Below are 17627 nucleotides of genomic sequence, written 5' to 3' on the forward strand. Positions count from 1 at the left end.
TCGGAGGCCGCTCTCACGTCCGCTGAACTGCGAAAACGCCAACGAAGTTCGAGCCGCGTTCGACGCCGGACCTTAAACGCCAAGCTTACCGGCGGCCGGTCGAGACGCCCGCCAGGTGTCGTTGCGGATCGTGGAGCTGTTGCTGAGCATGTCGGTTCGGGTCAGGGGCCGACGGTGTTTTCTTTGAGGCGTGCGGTCGGTCCTGCGCGGTGGTCTCCGTCTCGGCGGAGTAGGTCAGGGTGTCTTCCCCCTTGTGTTCGGCCTGCCCTGCCAGCAATGCGGGAATCTCGTCGCTACGGCCGTTCAGGTACAGCTCCATGGCCTGGTTGGCGCGCTGGCCTGCGTCGTCCCGGTCGGTTTGGCCGAGGGCGACGTGGCGGCTTTCCTGGAAGAGGAGAGTGATCAGCTCGGTGCGGGTGAGCTGGCCGTCCGGGGTGGGGTTGTGGGGGAGGGCTGCGCGGACTTCGGTGAACCAGCGGGTGCGGAAGGGTTCGTGGGTGGGGTTCCAGTGTGGGGCGGCTTCCTCCGCGGCGCGGGCTTCGTTGATGACGCGGGTCGCTTCTTCGGGTGTAGCCCGGACTTCGCGCAGGCGTCCGCGTTGGGGTGCTCCGACGATGTCCAGGTCTTCCAGGCGCCGGAGCAGCTTGCCGGCCTCGGCGTAGCTGATGTCCATCCGGTTCTGCAAGGTGGTCGGAGAGACGACGTCTGCTTCGGTCACCACCTCGGCGGCGCGGTGGAGTTCGTCCCGGTTCTCGGCGGGGGTGGGTGAGTCGGCCGTTGAGGCGTAGTACGTGCCCAGCGGGGTGTTCTCCTCGGCGGGGAGGTATCCGCGCAGGTGGGAGAGGTGTTCCTCTGCGGTGTGGTGGAGGAGGTGGACGGTGTTCCAGCGCAGTCCGTCCCTGTTACGGCTCCGGTCGAGCCGGTCCAGCAGCGCGCGGGCTGCCTGGGCGATCAGCTCGACCGTGCGGGCCCACAGCATGCGGACCGTGCCCAGGGTGGTGTCGTCCGCCGACAGGCGGTAGGTGCCCAGGCGGGCCTTGTCCAGTACTTCCTGGGCGGTTTCGAAGGCGGTGGTGGCGCGCTGCCACAGGGGGTGGCGGGTCAGCTCACCGAGTTGGTCGGCGGTGGCGTGGTAGCGCTGCTTCACCGTCTCGAAGCCGGTCACCACCAGAGTTTGTGCTTTGGCCGGCGGCCCACTGGTGGTGGTCATGCGGGCGGAGAGCCGTTGCCATGCCTCGTGGACCTCGGCGGGGCGGTCGATCCGTTCGTCGGCGGGGAGGTTGCCGGCCAGCCGGTCCGCCTGGGTGGTCGCTGTGCGGTAGAGCTGCCATACGGCGTTCCAGGCGTCCGTCTCCCGGTGGCCGGCTGCGTCGAGGCGTCGGGCGAGTGCGAAGGCGTCGTGCGACAGCGCCCGCGCGGTGAGCGACCGTACCGTACGGTCCAGTTCTGCTGTGGATACGAAGGAGGCGCCCGCTCCGGAACCGACGGCGGACAGCAGGGCCTGTTCCGCGTTCCGTAGGCGGCTGATGCTCTCCCATTCGGGCGCGTCGGCGAACTCGCCGGATTCGTCCTGCGCTGCCGCGAGGGCGGCGTCCAGTTCGGTGTCGTCAACGGCGGCGAGCACTGCTTTCGGTGTGACGGGGCCGATGTCGGTGCTGCCGAGGACGCGGTTCAGCAGGTCGCCCACGGCCTTCAGCTGGGACAGGAGCTGCGTGTCGTCCCTGTCCAGGGTGGCGGCGATGCCCTCGACGTGCCGGCCGGCGGTCTCCGGAACGGGGGTGGCGGGGACCTTCTCCTGCGTCTTGATGGGGGCGCTGGGCTTCTCCGGTTCGGCGGTCTTCTCGGGAGCGGCGGGGGCGGGCTTCGCCAGGTTCGCCGGTTGGGCGTCGCCTTCGCCGACGTGGCGGATCCAGTCGAGGGAGCCTAGGTCGAGTTGTTTCTTGGCGCGGGTCACCGTGACGTACGCCAGGCGCAGTTCCTCGGCCGGGGGAAGCGCCACTTCGCCGGTCTCGGTGTCCTCCTTCGGCTGCGGGAAGTCGCCTGCGATACGGACCCGGGCCCATTCGCGGCCCTTCGCCTTGTGGGCGGTGGAGACCACCAGGTCGGGTTTGCTCTCCGGGTCTTCGCCGTTCTCCGGCACCAGGTCTGCGATCATGCGGAGCAGCCCCTCCGGGGAGTACCGGTCGACCAGCCGGACGAACGTCTGGAGGGACGCGTCCGATTCCGTCTCCGCGTACTCCCGTACCTCCTGCCAGCTGCCGAAGCCCCCCAGCTCCGGGTGGTTGGTGCGGCGCCCGCGCTGGAGGTCGCGTGCCGCCCGTGCCGTCTCCTCGATCTCGCGTCCGCCGCCGACGAGGGCGACCCGCTGGCCCGCCTCGAAGCCGGCGAAGACGGCGGCGATCGCGCCCACGTTCGTACGGGTCAGTACGGCATCGACGTCGCCCGCCGGACCCACCGCGGATTCCAGCGCCGGGTTGCCCTCCAGCGTGAGCCCGGAGCCGAGCAGGCGCAGGTAGCTGTTACCGAGCTCCGCGACTCCGGGTCCGAAGCGCCAGCTCTGGGTGAGGGGGAGGACGACGTCCGCCGGCCAGTCCTTGAGCGCGTCGATGGCGCCCCGGAATTCGTAGATGCTCTGGTTGCTGTCCCCGACGACGATCGTCTGGGCGCGCTGGTCCTGGATGACCTTCTTCAGGACCGGGTTGATGTCCTGCGCCTCGTCGAACAGGATCACGTCGTACGGCAGCCGGGGGTTGGACAGGGCCCACAGCTTCAGATAGTCGTCGTGGGAGAAGAACAGCTTGTCGCCGGCCGGGTCGGCGATGTCCGCCCAGGCGCTGCGCGCGAGGTCCACCAGGGTGTGGGCGGCCGGGCCCCAGGCCACCGGGTTCTTGCCCAGATGCTTCACCGTCAGCTTGGGGTCGGCGCTCTCCCGGAAGCTCCGTACGGCGGTCATCACCATCCGGGCGGCGTTCTCCGGCTCGATGGTGCCGGTCTGGAAGCGGAGGGGGGCTGTCAGCCCGAGTGCCTCGGCCACGTCCTTGGGGCGGCGGGCGCCGCCGTTGCGGCCCGCCTTGCTGATCTTGTCCCTGAGCGGGGTGTTCCGCATCGCCGCCCGGGCGAAGGAGTGGCTGGTGTCGGCCGTGACGTTGGGCGGGAACTTCCGCTTGGCCTCGTCCGCGATGCTGCGGATGAACGCGACGTACGCGATGCGCTTGTCCGCCATCCGCCGGGTGACCATCTGGAGGGTGGAGGTCTTGCCGGTGCCGGCCAGGGCCTGGACCGCGACGTCCTGGCCGGCGACGCAGGCGTCGATGATGCGCTGCTGCTGCTGGGTCGGCGGGTACTCCGGGGCAGCGGCGGCACCCGCTGTCCTCGGGTCGCCCGTGTCCCGGTTCCGCAGGTACGTCCGCACCTCCTCGATGACCGAGTCTCGGTCGGCGCTCCTGCCCTGGTACTTCCAGCGTCCGCCCTTGAAGGAGAAGTTGCGGTTCTTCTTGAGCAGCGCGCGCAGTTCGGCTTCCTCGGCCCAGTGCTGGCCGCCGGTGCCGGTGAGGTACGCGTCCCGCCCCTCGGTGACGATCTGGATCCTGCCGGACCACGAACCGGGCACCTGCTGCTCCTTGTGAAGTCCGATCGGCAGATTGCGGGGGATGTCCCACTCGTAGACGTCGTCGGGGTCGTCCACGGCGGCGAGATTGATCTTGATCAGGCCCGGCTTCATCGGCTGGCCCACGTCAAGGACTTCCAGCAGCGGGCTGTCCGGGCCAGCGCCCCACCGGATCCGGTCCCCGACGCGCAGCCGGTCCGCGTACTCCTGCCCTTCCGGGGCTGGCGTCCGGTCCTGGTGTACGGCCAGCAGCTTCCAGACCCGGACGGCGGAGGACGTGTCGGGGCCCAGGCCCAGCCGCCGGTCGAAGATCGCCCGCTGTTCGAGGACCTGGCGGTCCAGCTCGAAACGGACCGCCCCCAGTTGCTCGGGGGAAGGAAGCGCCGTCCAGTCGACGGGTGCACCGAAGCTGTCCCTGAGCGCGGTGAGCCGTTCCGCGAAGGCCGCCGCCTCCGCCTCGCTACGGAGCCCCGTCATCACCTGCGGCGGGGATCCCAGCAGATTCGCGTACGAGTCCACCCGTCCGTACGTGGCGGAGCCGCTGCCCGCCGCGATCAGCGACCATCGGTCGCCGGGGCCGTCCTGGACGATTCGGAAGGACTCCCGGCCGGCCGGCCGTGATGCGTCCGGCTCGCCCTGTGCCGGGCCCAGGGGCAACGCTTGCCGTGCTGCCTCCGGCGTCATCGTGGCGAGTTCGCCGACCCTGGGCCAGGGGACCGGCGTGGCGAGGGGCAGAACGCGGGCGTCCGCCATGGCGAGCAGGTCGGAGAGGAAGTAGCGGCCGTCGAGACTGGTGGAGACGAGGCTGTTCGCCGGCACGATCTGCGCTCCGTGCGCGATCGTCTCTCCGCCGTCGAGGTCGTCCGTCTCCACCGAACGCAAGAGCAGCAGGGCGCCGTGCACCTCGCCGTCGGGGAGGTGCAGTGTGGTGACGACGGCCAGCCGCGCGTCGTCACCCGGCCCGTGCGGAAGTGCTTCCAGGTGGTGGCGGGTCAGGCGCGGGCCCTCGGTGGGGCGTTCTTGATCGGGTGGGGCGAACAGCGTGTGCTGTTCGGGGGCCGGGGTTTCGGTGGTGGTGTTGGGCGGTGCCTCCTCCATCACGCGGAGCGCGTAGACGTCCCGCTCGACATCGGCGAGGGCGGGGCGGAAGCCGCCCTTGGCTGTCCGGTCCCCGTAGTGGGTGGCGGCGGAGTGGGCGGCGTTGTAGCGGTAGCGTCCGCCCCGCTGCTCCCACACCAGGGTGAACTTGCGTGGCCCCTGGTCGGTATGGGCCTTCAGGGACAGCTCGTAGAGGGAGAGGTACCTCTCGTCGTCCCACTTCTCCGCCACCTGCCACTCTCTGGCCCGGGCTCGCTCCGCCAGCTGCGCGGCCCGTTCCGGGACAGGCTGCGCCGGTGTCAGCGCTGTGCGCACTTCGTCGAAGACGGCCACCGCCGACTGCTCTTCCGCGTCGGGAGCGCTGTGCGCGAACCCGTCTCCGAAACGGCTCACCGCCACATCGTCCGGGCTCCCGAGGGGGACGTTGCGCAGCCATTCGCGGAACCTTTCGCGCAGCGCGTCGCTGGGTTCCGGGTTGGTGAACCACGATCGGACGGTGGAGTCGGCGACGGCCACCTGGACCGCCCGCGAGCGGGCCTCGGTGTGCCGGCGGGTGATGCTCTCCGCGCTCGCGGCCCCGACCTCGGCCCGCTTGTTCTGCCGCGGCTCACGGAACAGCTGGTCCCACAGGCCGTCCTGCCGCACCGTCGCGTCGATACGGGAGGCCAGCAGCGTGGCGTACTCCGTCATCACCCGGAAGTGACGCTGCGGCACCGGGGCCCGGTACCCCTCGTTCGCCAGGTTGGCGGCCAGGGTCTGTGCCGCACGGGCGAGTTCCGTGCACCGGCCGGCCACGTCAGCGGCGGGGTGGGCGAACGGGTCGCCGTCGCCCGCCACCGGTCCTTGCTTCAGGTCCTCCAGCGCCGCAAAGACGGCTCTGCCGTCCGGGCGGGCGTCGGCGTGCCGGGTGATCAGATCGCGGCCGGCGTGGGTGCCCTGCATTCTCCGGTAGCCGCCGAGCATCGCCTCGAAGTCCCGGGTGGCCTCCGCCTTCGACGCGTACGGTTCACCGGGCGGGATCCCGGGCTCGGGTTCCGCCATCCGGTGGGGGCGGCCGAGGTGGGTCAGCTCGTCCAGCAGTCTCCGTACCCGGGTGTTCCGGTTCGCCTCGGACATGCGGGTGGGCAAGCGCCAGTGGTCCTGCTCGGCGGAGAGTTCGAAGCCGTGGCGAGCAAGGGCTGCTCGTACGGCTGCGTCGGCTTCGCCGTCCGTGGGGCCTCGGACGAGTGTGGTGCGGAGGCGGTGCTCGATCTCGACCGGTGTGGCGGGCCCCGTGTCCTGGGGCGCTGGTTGGGGTGCGAGGCTTTTCCGCCGCTCCGCCAGGTCGTGGAGTACGGTCGCGACGACTTCGGGTACCTGGGCCGAGGCTCGGCAGCCGGCCGCGTGCTCGTAGCAGGTCCGCACGAGTCGGGTGAGGTGTTTCTGGTCGTCCGGGCCCCGGTAGGCGTCGTTCCGCAGGCTGAGCACCAGCGCGTAGGCGGTGTGCGCGAGCTTGGTGGTGCGGCGGGTGAGTTCGTCGAGTGTTCCGTCGTCCGCTCCGGCCGTGTCGGCGGCGTACCGGGCCTCGCGAAGTGGCCCCATCCGCTCGGTCAGATGCCGCGCCGTGGCCGTCTCCAGCCAGGCGTTCCAGGCCGTGTCGACCTGCTGTACGCCGGCCGCGAAGGTGTTCCCGAGGCCGTACGGGGCTGAGTTCGCGGCGGCCAGCCGGCAGGCGGCGAGGCTCTGGTGGTGCCGGTACGCCCGTTGCGCCACGTCGCGCAGCACGATGCGGCTCTCCGGTTGGCCGGCCTCTTCGGCCGCCGACAGGGCGTGGGCGACGATCTGGTGCCAGCCGGTCAGCGCGGTCCCGACGTCGGTGTCAGGCACCTGCCGGATGTCCCACATGGCGCGGCGCAGTTGGTTGCTCGCGCCGCCCTCGGTTCCGCCGTCGGCCTGGGGCCATCGGTCGTAGGTTTCGAAGATCAGGCCCCGGGCGAAGTTCAGCTGCTCGCTGTCGACGTAGGCGGTGGGCCGTTCCTTCAGTGGGTCGTTGCGGGACAACAGCTCCCCCGCGTCGGGGTCGAGCGCGGCGGCGTCGGGCAGCAGGTCGTGCAGATCGTCGCCGGCCGCGTGCAGTCGTCCCAGGTGGCGCTCGGTGCGCTGGGCGAGTCGGCGGGCGCGTTCGGCGGCTTCGCCTTGTGCAGTGTCAGCGAGCTGCTCCGCGGCGGCGGCCAGCCGGTCGTAGCGGGCGAGGACGTCCAGTGGCGAGATCGGCTCGGTGCCGGAGAGAGCGGCGTCGGCGAACTCCACCCGGGTGGCTTCCGTTGCGGTTCCGGGGTCCAGGACCTCCCGCAGTTGGGAGATGGACCGGGTGATGAGTTCGCGGCCGGCCGCCAGCTCTCCGCCGCCCGTGTAGGGCCCCAGCAGGACGGCCATGCGCCGTGCGCGGGGGTTCGTCGAGGCGGGTGTGAGGGGGGTAAGGGGAACGACGCTGAAGCGGGTGCCGTCCGGTGCGGCCAGGGTGAGCCCGGGCCGGCCTTCCTCCACGGTCAGGCCGTCCGCGATGAGCTGGGCGATGCCCGCTGCGAGGTCGACGCCGTTCGCGGGGTCCGTGCGCCGGCCGTCCGGCCCGGTGACGGTGTACTGCTCGAACAAGGAGAGCCCCGGGATGGACTCGACCGCTTCCGAATCGGCGACCGTGATCGGTTCGTCGGTGGTGGTCCAGTGCTGGAAGGCCGCGCTCTGCGGGTTCTCGACCGTGGCGCGGTAGCGGGTCGCGTGATCGCGGACCTTCGCGTGCATGTCCCAGGTGCCGCTGACCGTACGCGGCCCGCGCTGTTCCCGGTCCCACTGCTCGGCGACCGCGCGGGCCCGGTCGGCCAGGGCGTCGGCGAGCCGCCAGTCCGGGTGCCCGTCCAGGCCGAGGAGCCGGGCGCGTCGTGTCTCCTGGCTCGCGGCGAGCAAGGCGGTGGCGGCCGGTACGAGAGCCCGTTCCGGTGCGCTGCCCTCCGGCAGCCGGCTGCCGTACTCCTGCGCCCATGCCCGATAGGCCGCCAGCGCGGACTGCTCGGCCGTCCAGTACTCAGCGCGGTCCGGGTACGGGGTGATCGGCGGCTCCAGCGCCGCAGCCGCAGCCGCAGCCGCAGCTGGTGGTGACTCGGGCTCGTCCGGCACGTACGCCTCGATCTCGGCTTCGAGGCGGGCCCGGTCTGCACGGGCGCGGAGCAGCTTGTCCTTCTTCGTGAAGGGCTGATCAACGAGCTTCTGTGCGCGGTCGATCTCCTGCTTGAGTTCGTTCTGGACAGCCACCAGGGTGGTGTGCAGGGCATCGAGCTTCTCGACCTGGTTCTCCAGCCGGGACACCAGGCCCAGCGGGGGTTTCTCGTCGCGGATCAGCCCATGGACGTCATCGATGACGAAGCCGGCCTGTTGTACGTCGCGCAGCCCGTCGAGCGTGAACCGCGCCGTCTCGCCGTCGGCGCTGAGCCGGACGAGGAACCGCTGGCCGCCCAGCGTCGCGGCGTGCTGCCAGGGGGCGGGGCCCCCGTACTTCTGGTTGTACATCAGCATGAGCTGGCGGCGCAGTGCCACGGCGGCGTCCTGGCGCCTGGTCACCGTCCTGCCGTCCGGCAGTTCCATCCGGAAGGCGTCGCCCTTGGTTTCGCTCCTGCGCCGGCCCGCCTGCTCCGCGACGTCGGCGAGCCGCTGGGCCTTCGCCAGCGTTTCGTCCCCGGTGTCGACGACGGTCCGCAGGTGTTCGTTGGTGCGGCGCCAGCTCTGGTACGCGGCCTCCAGCTGGCGCACCTCCTCGTCCGCCTGCAACTTCTTCATCAGCAGCGGGTTCCCGGTGGCCAGTGCCTTGATCTCGCCGAATTCGAGGTAGTCCTTGCCCAGGTCGCCGTCGAGCGCCCGGTCCTGCTCGTCCGGGTCCCGGCCGGTGCGTACCTGGTCGATGAAGCGGGCCTTGCGTTCCACCGTCTGCCACATGAAGGAGTCGAACGACCCCTCCTTGACCCACCGGTGGATCTGGACCGGGATGTCGAGGGCGAAGTGCTGGTTGAACTGGCGGATGATGCGTCCCTCGCGCTGGGTCACATCGCTGGGCCGCCACGGGCAGTCGAGGTGGTGCAGGGCGATCGCCCGGTCCTGCACATTGACGCCGACACCCATGGTGTCGGTCGAGCCGATCAGCACGGCGACCTTGCCCTTGCGGCAGTCCGCGAACAGCCGCTCCTTCTCCTCGGCGGTCCGGGCGCTCTGCGCGTACCGGATGCCCTCCTCGGGAACGCCGCGCGCGACCAGTTGGTCCCGCAGATACCCGTACGCGATGAACTTGCCCTTCTTACGCGCGTCATCGGACGGCGTGCCCCGGTCGGCGAACACCAGCTGGAGCGCGCCGAGCAGCGTGCTCGGGGCGCCTTCGCGGTCGGTGTAGGCGTGGTGCTGGTATTCCTGCCAGATCTGGGCGATCTTGTCGGCCGCCGCGTCCAGCTTGCCCGGGCCGTCCGGGGTCAGCCCGACCATCCGCAGGTCCATGGCGGCCATCCGGCCGTCGTTGGAGATCTTGAGGAGGTTGTCCACGGTCGCGTCGACCATGCCGTCCCGCACCAGCTCGGCGCGGTCGGCGATGTCCGCCATGTAGGCGCGGTCGTTGCCGGTCGCCGGTACGACGACGGTCTCGCTGCGATGGCGCGGAACCGGCAGCTGGATGTCGTGCTTCGTCTTGACGTCAGCCATGGACCGCCACAGCCGGCTGAAGGGCCGGGCGTTGCGGAAGGCGCCGATGCGTTCCTTGATGCGCGGGACGCCCTCCGGCGAGATCTCCGGGGCCACGACCTCCATGAGGTACTGGGCCTGGAAGGAGGAGAAGGCGGAGATCTCGGCGGCGGCCAGCAGATCGGGGCGGAAGTAGTCGAGCATGACGAACGCCTGGGGCATGGCGTTCGGGAACGGCGTGCCGGTGGAGCCGAGCCCGACCTTCGGGCCGTACGCCTTGGCCATGGTGCGCAGCTTGACCTTCAGGCCCCGGGCCTGGGCGGAGATCGGGAGGGACAGCTCGCTGTTGTTGGCGCCGACCGCGCCGTTGGCGAAGTCCTGGACCTCGTCAACGGCGATGAAGTCGATGCCGGTCTGTTCCCAGGAGATGCCGGACGCCGACTGCTTGACCAGGTTCTTCTCGGCGCGCTGGCTGTGGCGTTTGAGGTCCCCTTGCAGGTTCTTGATGGTGTCCCGGGCGCCGGTGGGCCGGCGCGGCGCCTCGGCACCCCGCGCGGCGGCGGCCACGTCCAGCGCGTCGGAGATGAGGGGGTCGCCGCCCGGGTTGTGGTCCGCGGCGAGTTTCTCCGCCTCGTCACCCGTCAACAGCTTGTGGATACGGGCCCGGTACTCGGCGGTCTGGTCGGCGACGAACTGCGCCTGGCCGCGCCCGGACATCGGGATGCGGTTGAACAGGCTCTGCGGCAGGATCACCGCGTCCCAGTCGCCGTTGGCGATCTGGGCGATGTAGGCGGCGGCCGTCTCCTTGGTGAACTCGGCGCTGTCGATCGCCAGCACCCGGGCCTGCGGGTAGGCGCGCAGGAAGTCGTTGCGGAAGTCGTTGACGGTGGGGTTCTTCACGACCACGCACGGCTTGGTGACCATGCCCAGGCGCTTCATCTCCATGAGCGTCATGGCGATGGTGAGCGTCTTGCCGAACCCGACCTCGTAGTCGAAGAAGCTCCCGCCCGGCTCGGCCAGCGCGCGGGCCACGCCGGCGCGCTGGTGCGGGCGCGGGGTGATCGCGTCGGACAGGCCGGGGAAGGTGAGGTGGCTGCCGTCGCCCTGGTAGGGGACGTACGAGTTGTGGAGCCGGTTGTACGTCGTCAGGACGTCCTTGGTGCGCTCGGGGTCCTGCCACAGCCAGTCGGCGAACAGCCGGTCGAGTTCGTCGGCCTTGGCGATGACCTGCTCGGTCTGCTGTGCTGCCCAGCGTTTGCCGTCCAGGATGTCCTGCGGGCCGGCGTCGTCGGCCGGCTTCGGCGGATGGACGACGAGGGAGGCGCGGCGCAGTATCCGGTGGGCGAGTTCGACGGCGTTGCGTCTCTCGGTGCCGTACACCTTGGTCGCGGCCCGTGAGGTGCGTACATGGCTGGGCGCGTCGATGTCCCAGTCGGCGCCGGAGGGGCGGCTGACGGTCAGATACCGGGTCTGGAGCAGCTGCTGGAGGAACTGCTCGTAGTACTTGGGGTCGATCCAGGTGGCGCCGATCCCGATGTCCTCGATGTCGCCCGGCTGTTTCTCCGGCGGGAGGGCCCGGCGCAGTGCGGCGGCGTTGGCCTGGAGGGGGTGGCCGACGCGGCTGTCCTCGGGGGCGGCACGCAGGATTTTCTCAACCGTCTCCAGCTTGTCCCGGACGTTCCCGCTCAGATACTCGTCCGCCGGGATGAGCCGCTGACTGCCCGGTTCGTTGAAGACGAGATCTCCGAGCGCGTCCCGGGCCGCCTCCGGGGAGTCGGCGCCCAGCAGGCGCGCGATGTCGGCCGGCCGGACCTCGCCGTGGGTGTTGAGGCTGATGGCGAGGGCGTCCTGGGCGGTCTCGGCGGTCGTCACCTCCGCGCGGGGTTTACCGACCGCGCGGGTAAAGATCGCGGACTTCTTCGCCGTGCCGGTGTCGCGGTCGTAGATCTCCAGCGCGTACACGCCGGCGGCGTACGGGTCGGACCGGAAGGCGCCGTGGGTGGAGCGGCGGTCCCTGCGGGTGTCGCGGGCGTTGAGGAACCCGTACGCGGTGGTGTGGTCGGTGTAGCGCTGGTTCAGCTGCGCGCGCAGCCGGCCGGCCTGTTCCTCCTGGCCCGCGGATTCGGCTCCGAGCAGGCCGACATAGGTGTCCCGCAGGCCGAGCAGCGAGCGCAGTTCCTCGGCTGCGTTGCGGAAGACGGGGCGCTCGGTGAGTTCCCCGCCGACGACCTGGAGGAACGTGCCGTCGCCCTGGTCGAGCAGGGTGCCCTCGGCTCGCTGGAGTTCGGCGCCGAACATCTCCTGGGCCCGGCGCATCCGCTCCATGCGCTGTTCGACCGCCGCGCGCTGGGCGGCCTCGGGGGCCGGGATCATCGTCAGGCCCGTCTCCCGCGCCTGGTGGGTGATCGTTGCCAGGGCGTCGGTCAGCGCGGTGGGCAGGTCGGCGCCGGGGCGGGGCTGGACGGTGACGTCGTCCCTGCCGTGCTGGTTGCTGGTCACGCCGATCGTGCCGAAGACCCTCTCGGGGTGCTCGGCGAAGTAGCGGTTGACCAGTACGCGGGTGCCGGAGCTGACTTCGACCGGGGCCAGGCCGACCCAGGCGGGCGGCTCATCCCGGTGCCCGCCCTCGCGGCGCCGCAGGATCAGCACATCGGTGACCGCGTCCGTACCGGCGCTCTTGCGGTGCGCTCCGGCCGGCAGGCGCACGGCTCCGACCAGGTCCGCCCGGTCGGCGATCTCCAGCCGGGCGGTCTTGCCCAGGGAGTCGAGGGTGTAGCGGCTGGTGATCACGGCGACGAGGCCGCCGGGGCGGGTGAGGTTCAGGGCCTTGACGATGAAGTGGTTGTGGGTGGCCAGCCGCAGCGGGTTGTGGAGCGGGTCGGTGAGGGCGATCGAGTCGAACGGTACGTTCCCGATGGCGGCGTCGTAGTAGCCGTCGGGGGCGCGGGTGGCGACGAAGGACTGGGGCCGGATCTCCGCGTCGGGGTGGAGCGCGGCGGCGATCTCGGCGGTGACGGGGTCCAGTTCGACGCCGGTCATCCGGGTGCCGGCCGGGGCGGCGGCGAGGAAGTTGCCGCTGCCGCAGCCGGGCTCCAGCACCCGGCCGCCCTCGAACCCGAGGTCCCGCAGGGCCCGCCAGATGGGTTCGACGAGGGCGGGGTCGGTGAAGTGGGCGTTGCGCGTGGTCGCCTCGGCGGCGTGCCATTCCTCGTCGGTCAGCAGCGCTCGCAGCTCGGCGCGGGGGTCGTCGTACTCCCCCGCACGCGGGTCGAAGATCTTCGGGACGGCGCCCCACGAACTCCAGCGTGACAGGGCGGCGCGCTCCGGGGCGGTGGCGGGGCGTTGTGCCTCGCGCAGGGTGTGGAGGGTACGGAGCGCGGCGAGGTTCGCCCGGATGCGGGCCATCGGCCCGGAGGGGGCCGGGGCGATGGCGGTCGTCTCGTTCACGGTTGCCGCGTCGCTAGATGCGGCGGCCTTCGGCGTGCAGGTCCTCGATGGAGGTGCCCAGCAGCCGGAGGAAGGACGGGGTGAGGTAGTCCAGGATCTGCCGGACCTGTTCGTCGTCGAGGTCGGCCAGGGTGACGGTGCCGTCGATGAGGGCGTCGGCGGTGGTGCCGAGCCATTCGGTACGTGCTTCCACCTGCCGCATGCGGGCGGCGAACTGCTCGTCGCTCTCCAGCAGCTCGTCGTCGTCCACGTCGTACTCCAAGCCTCCCTCGGGTTCCAGCCGCACCAGTTCGCTCAGCACCTCGTGCTCGGCCTGGGCCTTGAGCAGGCCCAGACGTCCGACGCGCTGTTCGTGCGTCTCGTCGGCGGGTGCTGGGTCGGTGCTGACCAGCTGGTCCCAGAGGTCGCCGACCTGCTGTTCCACCTGTTCGCCGAGGTGGGTGAAGAAGGCGATCGGGTCGGGGAGGGCCGCGTGGCGCTGGGGCAGCCAGCGCCGCCAGTACGCCTGGGCCTCGATGCCGTATCGGTTCATGGTCATGTCGTCGTCGCTCCTTGTGGGGTGAAGGTGAGGATGGTGGTGAGGTACGGCTCGTCGCCGGACCAGGCGGTACGGTGCCGGTCGCGGTGCTGGCCGTTGCGGCAGGGGCCCAGCCAGTGGCGGCCGATGCGTTCGATGGCGCGGGAGAGCGCGTCCTGCCACAGGTACGGGGCGGCACCGGCGTCCTCGTCGCCGCCGTACGCCGAGCGGTGGGAGGTCCACAGCGCGGTGAGTTCCTCGACCACCGCGCCGTGCTGCCACCAGCAGGCGCGGGGCAGCTGATCGGTGGTCAGCTCGTACCGGTCGGCGAGCCAGGCCACCCAGGCGACGAACTCGATCCAGTGGGCCGGGTGCTGGTCCGGGGGCAGCGTCGCCCAGTTCACCGGGGTCCCGGCGGGACGCGCGCCGGATGGTGGGTCCTGCCGCTCCAGCACCAGGACCCGCTCACCGAGCAGCGCCAGTTCGCCGTTGATGGCCGTCAGTTCGTCGAAGAGGTCATCCACGGCCCGTCGCCTCCACGAGCTCGCGGGCCCGGCGGGTCGCCTGCCGGATCTCCTCGGCGCGCGGGCCCTCGTGGGCGCGGACGAAGGACACCAGGGTCGCGGGCGTCCGCCGGTGGATGACGAGCCCACCGCGCTCGGGGATCATCCGGATGTCGGCCGGCTCCAGGACGGGGCGGCGGCGCAGCGCGGTGGAGACGGAGACGTTGCCGACGTGGTCGGCGCTGACGGTCTCGACATCCTCGTCGAACTCGCCGGTGAGCGTGCTGTACGCCTTCAGCTCCTCCGGGTCGGAGATGCCGCCGAGGAAGATTTTCACGGTGCCGGCCGCGTACATCTTCCGTACGCCGAGCTGGCCCCAGCGTTCCTCCGCCTGGGCGTAGGACTGGAGGACGGCCATCACGAAGATGTTCTGAGAGCCGCTGACGCTCATCAGGCTGGGGATCTCGGGGAGCGGGGCGACGTTGGCCAGCTCGTCGAGGAAGCAGCCGAGCGGAAGCGGCAGCCGGCCGCCCGGGGCGCGGCCGGCGATCGTCTTCGCCGTGTCGAAGAGGGCCTTGGCGAACGCGGCGTTGAGCGGGGCCAGCGCGCTGCCCTCCTCGTCCTCCCCGATGAGGAAGAGGGTGCCGCCCTCGGTGAGGTACCGCTCGATGTCGAAGACCTCGGCGTCGTCGCCGTCAGGGGCGAAGATGGCGGCGACCTGGTCGTCGTACAGCGCGATGAACGGCTGCTGTGCGGTGCGCCAGGTGGCGCTGCGTTCCTCCTCGGCGGCGGCGTGCTGGCCGGCCAGCGCCTCGGCGAGAGCGTGTTTCCCCTGCCCGGCGAGCAGGTCCACCGCTTCGCGGTTCTCCGGGTCGGCGGCCCAGCTCAGGACGTCGGACACCGGGCGGCCGTTCAGCGCGGCGGCGTGCAGCCAGCAGGTGATGAGGGTCTTGGCGTTGAGGTTGAAGTACCCGCCGTTGCTGGTGCCCTCGTCGCTCTTGGTGGTGGCGACCAGCGTCTCGGCCCGCTTGCGGGCGACCTGGTAGCGCTCGCAGCCGGCGGTGAGCGGCCAGCGCAGCTGGTGCGGCCAGCCGGACAGGCCGGTGGGGTCCAGGACGCGCACCGGACCGTACGGTTCGCGCAGCACCGCCGTCGCGTACAGCACATCCGTCTTCGAGCTGGTGGCGAGCACCGTGCCCCGGAAGTCGAGGATGCCGGGGAGGATGATCTGGCTGGTCTTGCCCTCCCGGGGCGGGGCGACCAGGACCACGCTCTCCTCGATGGTGATCCACAGCGGGATGTGGGCGGGGTCGGCGTTGCCGATGTGGACGGCGACGTGCCGGATCGTCACCGAGCCGGGGTCACGCCCGTACATCGCCGGGCGCAGCGCCACCGCGCGGGCCAGGGCCTGCCCCTCCCCCATCGCCCGCTCCAACTGCGCCGGGGCGGCGCGGCCATCGGCACCGTCCGGGCCCCGGCGCCGCCACCACCGCAGCGCCGCCCGGCCGCCCGCGACCGTGCCGGCGAGCAGCACGACGAAGCAGCACCAGAACGCGAACGGCCCGCCGACCCCGCTCCCCGGCGGCCACGCGGACGCCGGATCCGCCGGCCGGGCCAGCAGGGGCGCCAGCGCGGCGGCCACCGACTCCCAGCTGACGAACGCGGGCCGGCCGTGCGCCGGCACCCCGGAGAGCAGCGCCGACAGCCAGGTCAGCACGGTGAGCCCGAACGCCACGACGAGCGGCACCATCCACACGGCGTCCCGGCCCAGCCGCAGCCGCCCCGCCGTCATCGGTACGGCCGGTTTCGGCATCATGCGGCGCCGCCCTTCCGCAGCGGGATTACCGGGACAGTCGGCCTTCCCCGCGAGGAACCCCTGCCATCGTGTGTCCCATGGGTGAACTGGTAGAGCGGGTCGATGAGCGGGATCAGGTCGTGGCGGTCGTCGACCGCGGAGACGCGATTCGGGAGAAGTGGCCGCACCGCGTGGCGACGATCGTGTGCCGTGACGGCGAGGGACGGTTCCTCGTGCACCGCCGTCCGGACGACGCGTCCCGTTTCCCGGGTCAGTTCAACTGGATGCTCGGCGGTGCCGTCAATGTCGGTGAGTCGTACGAAGAAGCCGCGGCGCGCGAACTGGCCGAAGAGTTGGGGGTCAGCTCCAGCCCCCGCCTCGTCTTCAAGTTCCTCTGTGCGGGCGAGATCAGTCCTTACTGGCTGGGCCTTCACGAGGCCGTCATCACGACGCCGGTTCAGCCAGACCCCCAGGAGGTCGCCTGGTGGAACTGGCTTACTGAGCCCGAGCTCGCAGTCCTCGTACGAAGCCAGGTGTTCGTCCCGGACGCCCGCGAGGCGCTTGACCGCTACCAGGCCCTGCGCGGCTAGGTTCGTCATCGGCCTGCCGCCCTTGGGTTCATGGGGATCAAGACGTCCGTATGTGTGAACTCGTGCGCCCGCTCGGTCATGCGGCGGTTGGTGTCGGTGAGCCGGATCTCGGTGGCGGTGCGGATGTGTTCCACCAGGTTGATGCGGGAGCCGACCTGCCAGATCGCGCGGCCGGGGGCGCAGATGTTGGCGCCGTCCGGGAGTGCCTTGCGGGCCCAGGCGGTCAGCCCGAGGTAGTCGGCCGTCACCTCGGCCTCGTCGCGGTCGAGGTGGTACAGCACCCGGGTCGCCGTCAGTTTCAGGATCGCGGCGGCTTCCGGGGCGTCCTCCAGCGACAGGTCGGCGAGGTGGTGCAGCACCGCCCAGAACGACAGGCCGAGCCGGCGCCCGTACCGTACGAGTTCCTCGAAGAGCCGGGCCACCGGGCGGTGGCTGAGGATGTGCCACGCCTCCTCGACGATCAGCGTGCGCTTGATGGTGTCGCCGGGCTTGATCCAGCCGAACCGGATCCACGGGCCGATGACCGCCATCAGCAGCGGCATCGCCTCGCCTTCGCGCGGCAGCCGGGTCAGGTCGAAGATGATGAGCCGGGCATTGAGGTCGATGCCCTCGGTGGTCGGACCGTCGAAGAGTCCGGCCAGGTCGCGGTCCGGGTTGCACAGTTCGTCCAGGGCGAGGGCGGCGGGCCGGCCCCACTCGATCAGTTCGCCGATGTCGACCCGCTGCTGTCCGAGCAGCGCCGGACGAGGGGCGGTGAGGGCGTCGAGCACATCGGAGAGCACGACAACCCGCTGCTGGTCCCGCGCCGTCACCACCGCCGCCTGGTGCGCTTCGGCCAGGGCGAACCTGGTGGTGGGCGGCAGCGGACCACCGCTGAGGATCTCCATCATCGACACCAGCACCTTGAACTGGTGCTCCTGCGGGATACGCGGGTCGAGCGGATTGATGCGTACGCCGTCGCCCGCGTCGCCGTACACCAGCCGGATCGGCGTGATGCCCAGCTCCCGCGCGATGCCGTCCCACTCCCCCGTACCGTCCTCGCCCTGGGCGTCGAGCACGCAGAAGCTGCGGTCGCGGAAGCGCAGCTGGCGCAGCACGTACGTCTTCTCCAGCGCCGACTTGCCGTGCCCGCTCTTGCCGAGGATGAGCACGTGCCCGCTGGGGAGCCGTACCCGCGCCTTCGGGTCGTACAGGATGAACGGGTCGAAGATGTACGCCTTCCCGCTGTACGCCTCCCGCCCGATGACCACGCCCCGCGGGTCCATGCCGGCGGCGCCGACCGCCGGGTACAGGCCGCAGGTGTTGGCGGTGGTGGAGCGGATGGCGCGGCGGCGGGTCTGCGCCTGGGCGCGCAGCATGTCCAGCATCACGGTGA

The 17627-nt window shown here is 71.1% G+C and carries 6 protein-coding genes; 1 reads left to right on the forward strand and 5 read right to left on the reverse strand.

The features are described 5' to 3' along the window. Nucleotides 1-85 precede the first annotated feature (85 nt). Genes AC5WRL_RS24900 through AC5WRL_RS24915 form a run of 4 tightly spaced genes read right to left on the reverse strand, consistent with a single transcriptional unit; the run spans nt 86 to nt 15683 of the window. Complete coding sequence (locus tag AC5WRL_RS24900; RefSeq protein ID WP_496090899.1) at nt 86-12847, reverse strand: helicase-like domain-containing protein; 12762 nt, start codon at nt 12845-12847, stop codon at nt 86-88. Between the two features lie 13 nt (nt 12848-12860). Then, nucleotides 12861-13385 (reverse strand): hypothetical protein, encoded by a 525-nt coding sequence (locus tag AC5WRL_RS24905; RefSeq protein WP_496090900.1) that lies wholly within the window; start codon nt 13383-13385, stop codon nt 12861-12863. Next, on the reverse strand, nt 13382-13888 hold the full coding sequence (locus AC5WRL_RS24910) for a hypothetical protein (RefSeq protein ID WP_496090901.1): 507 nt from the start codon (nt 13886-13888) through the stop codon (nt 13382-13384). Before AC5WRL_RS24910 ends, AC5WRL_RS24905 begins: the two co-directional genes overlap by 4 nt. Further along, nucleotides 13881-15683: a type IV secretory system conjugative DNA transfer family protein gene (locus AC5WRL_RS24915; protein ID WP_496090902.1), complete on the reverse strand. Its 1803-nt coding sequence runs from the start codon at nt 15681-15683 to the stop codon at nt 13881-13883. Before AC5WRL_RS24915 ends, AC5WRL_RS24910 begins: the two co-directional genes overlap by 8 nt. A gap of 77 nt (nt 15684-15760) precedes the next feature. Between AC5WRL_RS24915 and AC5WRL_RS24920 the strand changes: the two genes are divergently transcribed. Next, a complete protein-coding gene (locus AC5WRL_RS24920; RefSeq protein ID WP_496090903.1) occupies nt 15761-16252 on the forward strand; it encodes an NUDIX hydrolase in 492 nt (163 codons plus the stop codon). A 5-nt stretch (nt 16253-16257) separates the two neighbouring features. On the opposite strand, the gene AC5WRL_RS24925 is transcribed toward AC5WRL_RS24920, so the two are convergent. Next, nucleotides 16258-17619 carry a putative type IV secretion/conjugal transfer ATPase gene (locus tag AC5WRL_RS24925; RefSeq protein ID WP_496090948.1) on the reverse strand — a complete coding sequence of 454 codons (1362 nt, stop codon included), beginning with the start codon at nt 17617-17619 and terminating at the stop codon, nt 16258-16260. Nucleotides 17620-17627 lie beyond the last annotated feature (8 nt).

The sequence above is a fragment of the Streptomyces sp. NTD107 genome (genome assembly GCF_059510435.1).

Coding starts and splice junctions, on each gene's coding strand:
- AC5WRL_RS24905 (WP_496090900.1), bottom strand. CDS start 13,385: ATGACCATGAACCGATACGGCATCGAGGCCCAGGCGTACTGGCGGCGC.
- AC5WRL_RS24915 (WP_496090902.1), bottom strand. CDS start 15,683: ATGATGCCGAAACCGGCCGTACCGATGACGGCGGGGCGGCTGCGGCTG.
- AC5WRL_RS24920 (WP_496090903.1), top strand. CDS start 15,761: ATGGGTGAACTGGTAGAGCGGGTCGATGAGCGGGATCAGGTCGTGGCG.
- AC5WRL_RS24925 (WP_496090948.1), bottom strand. CDS start 17,619: ATGCTGGACATGCTGCGCGCCCAGGCGCAGACCCGCCGCCGCGCCATC.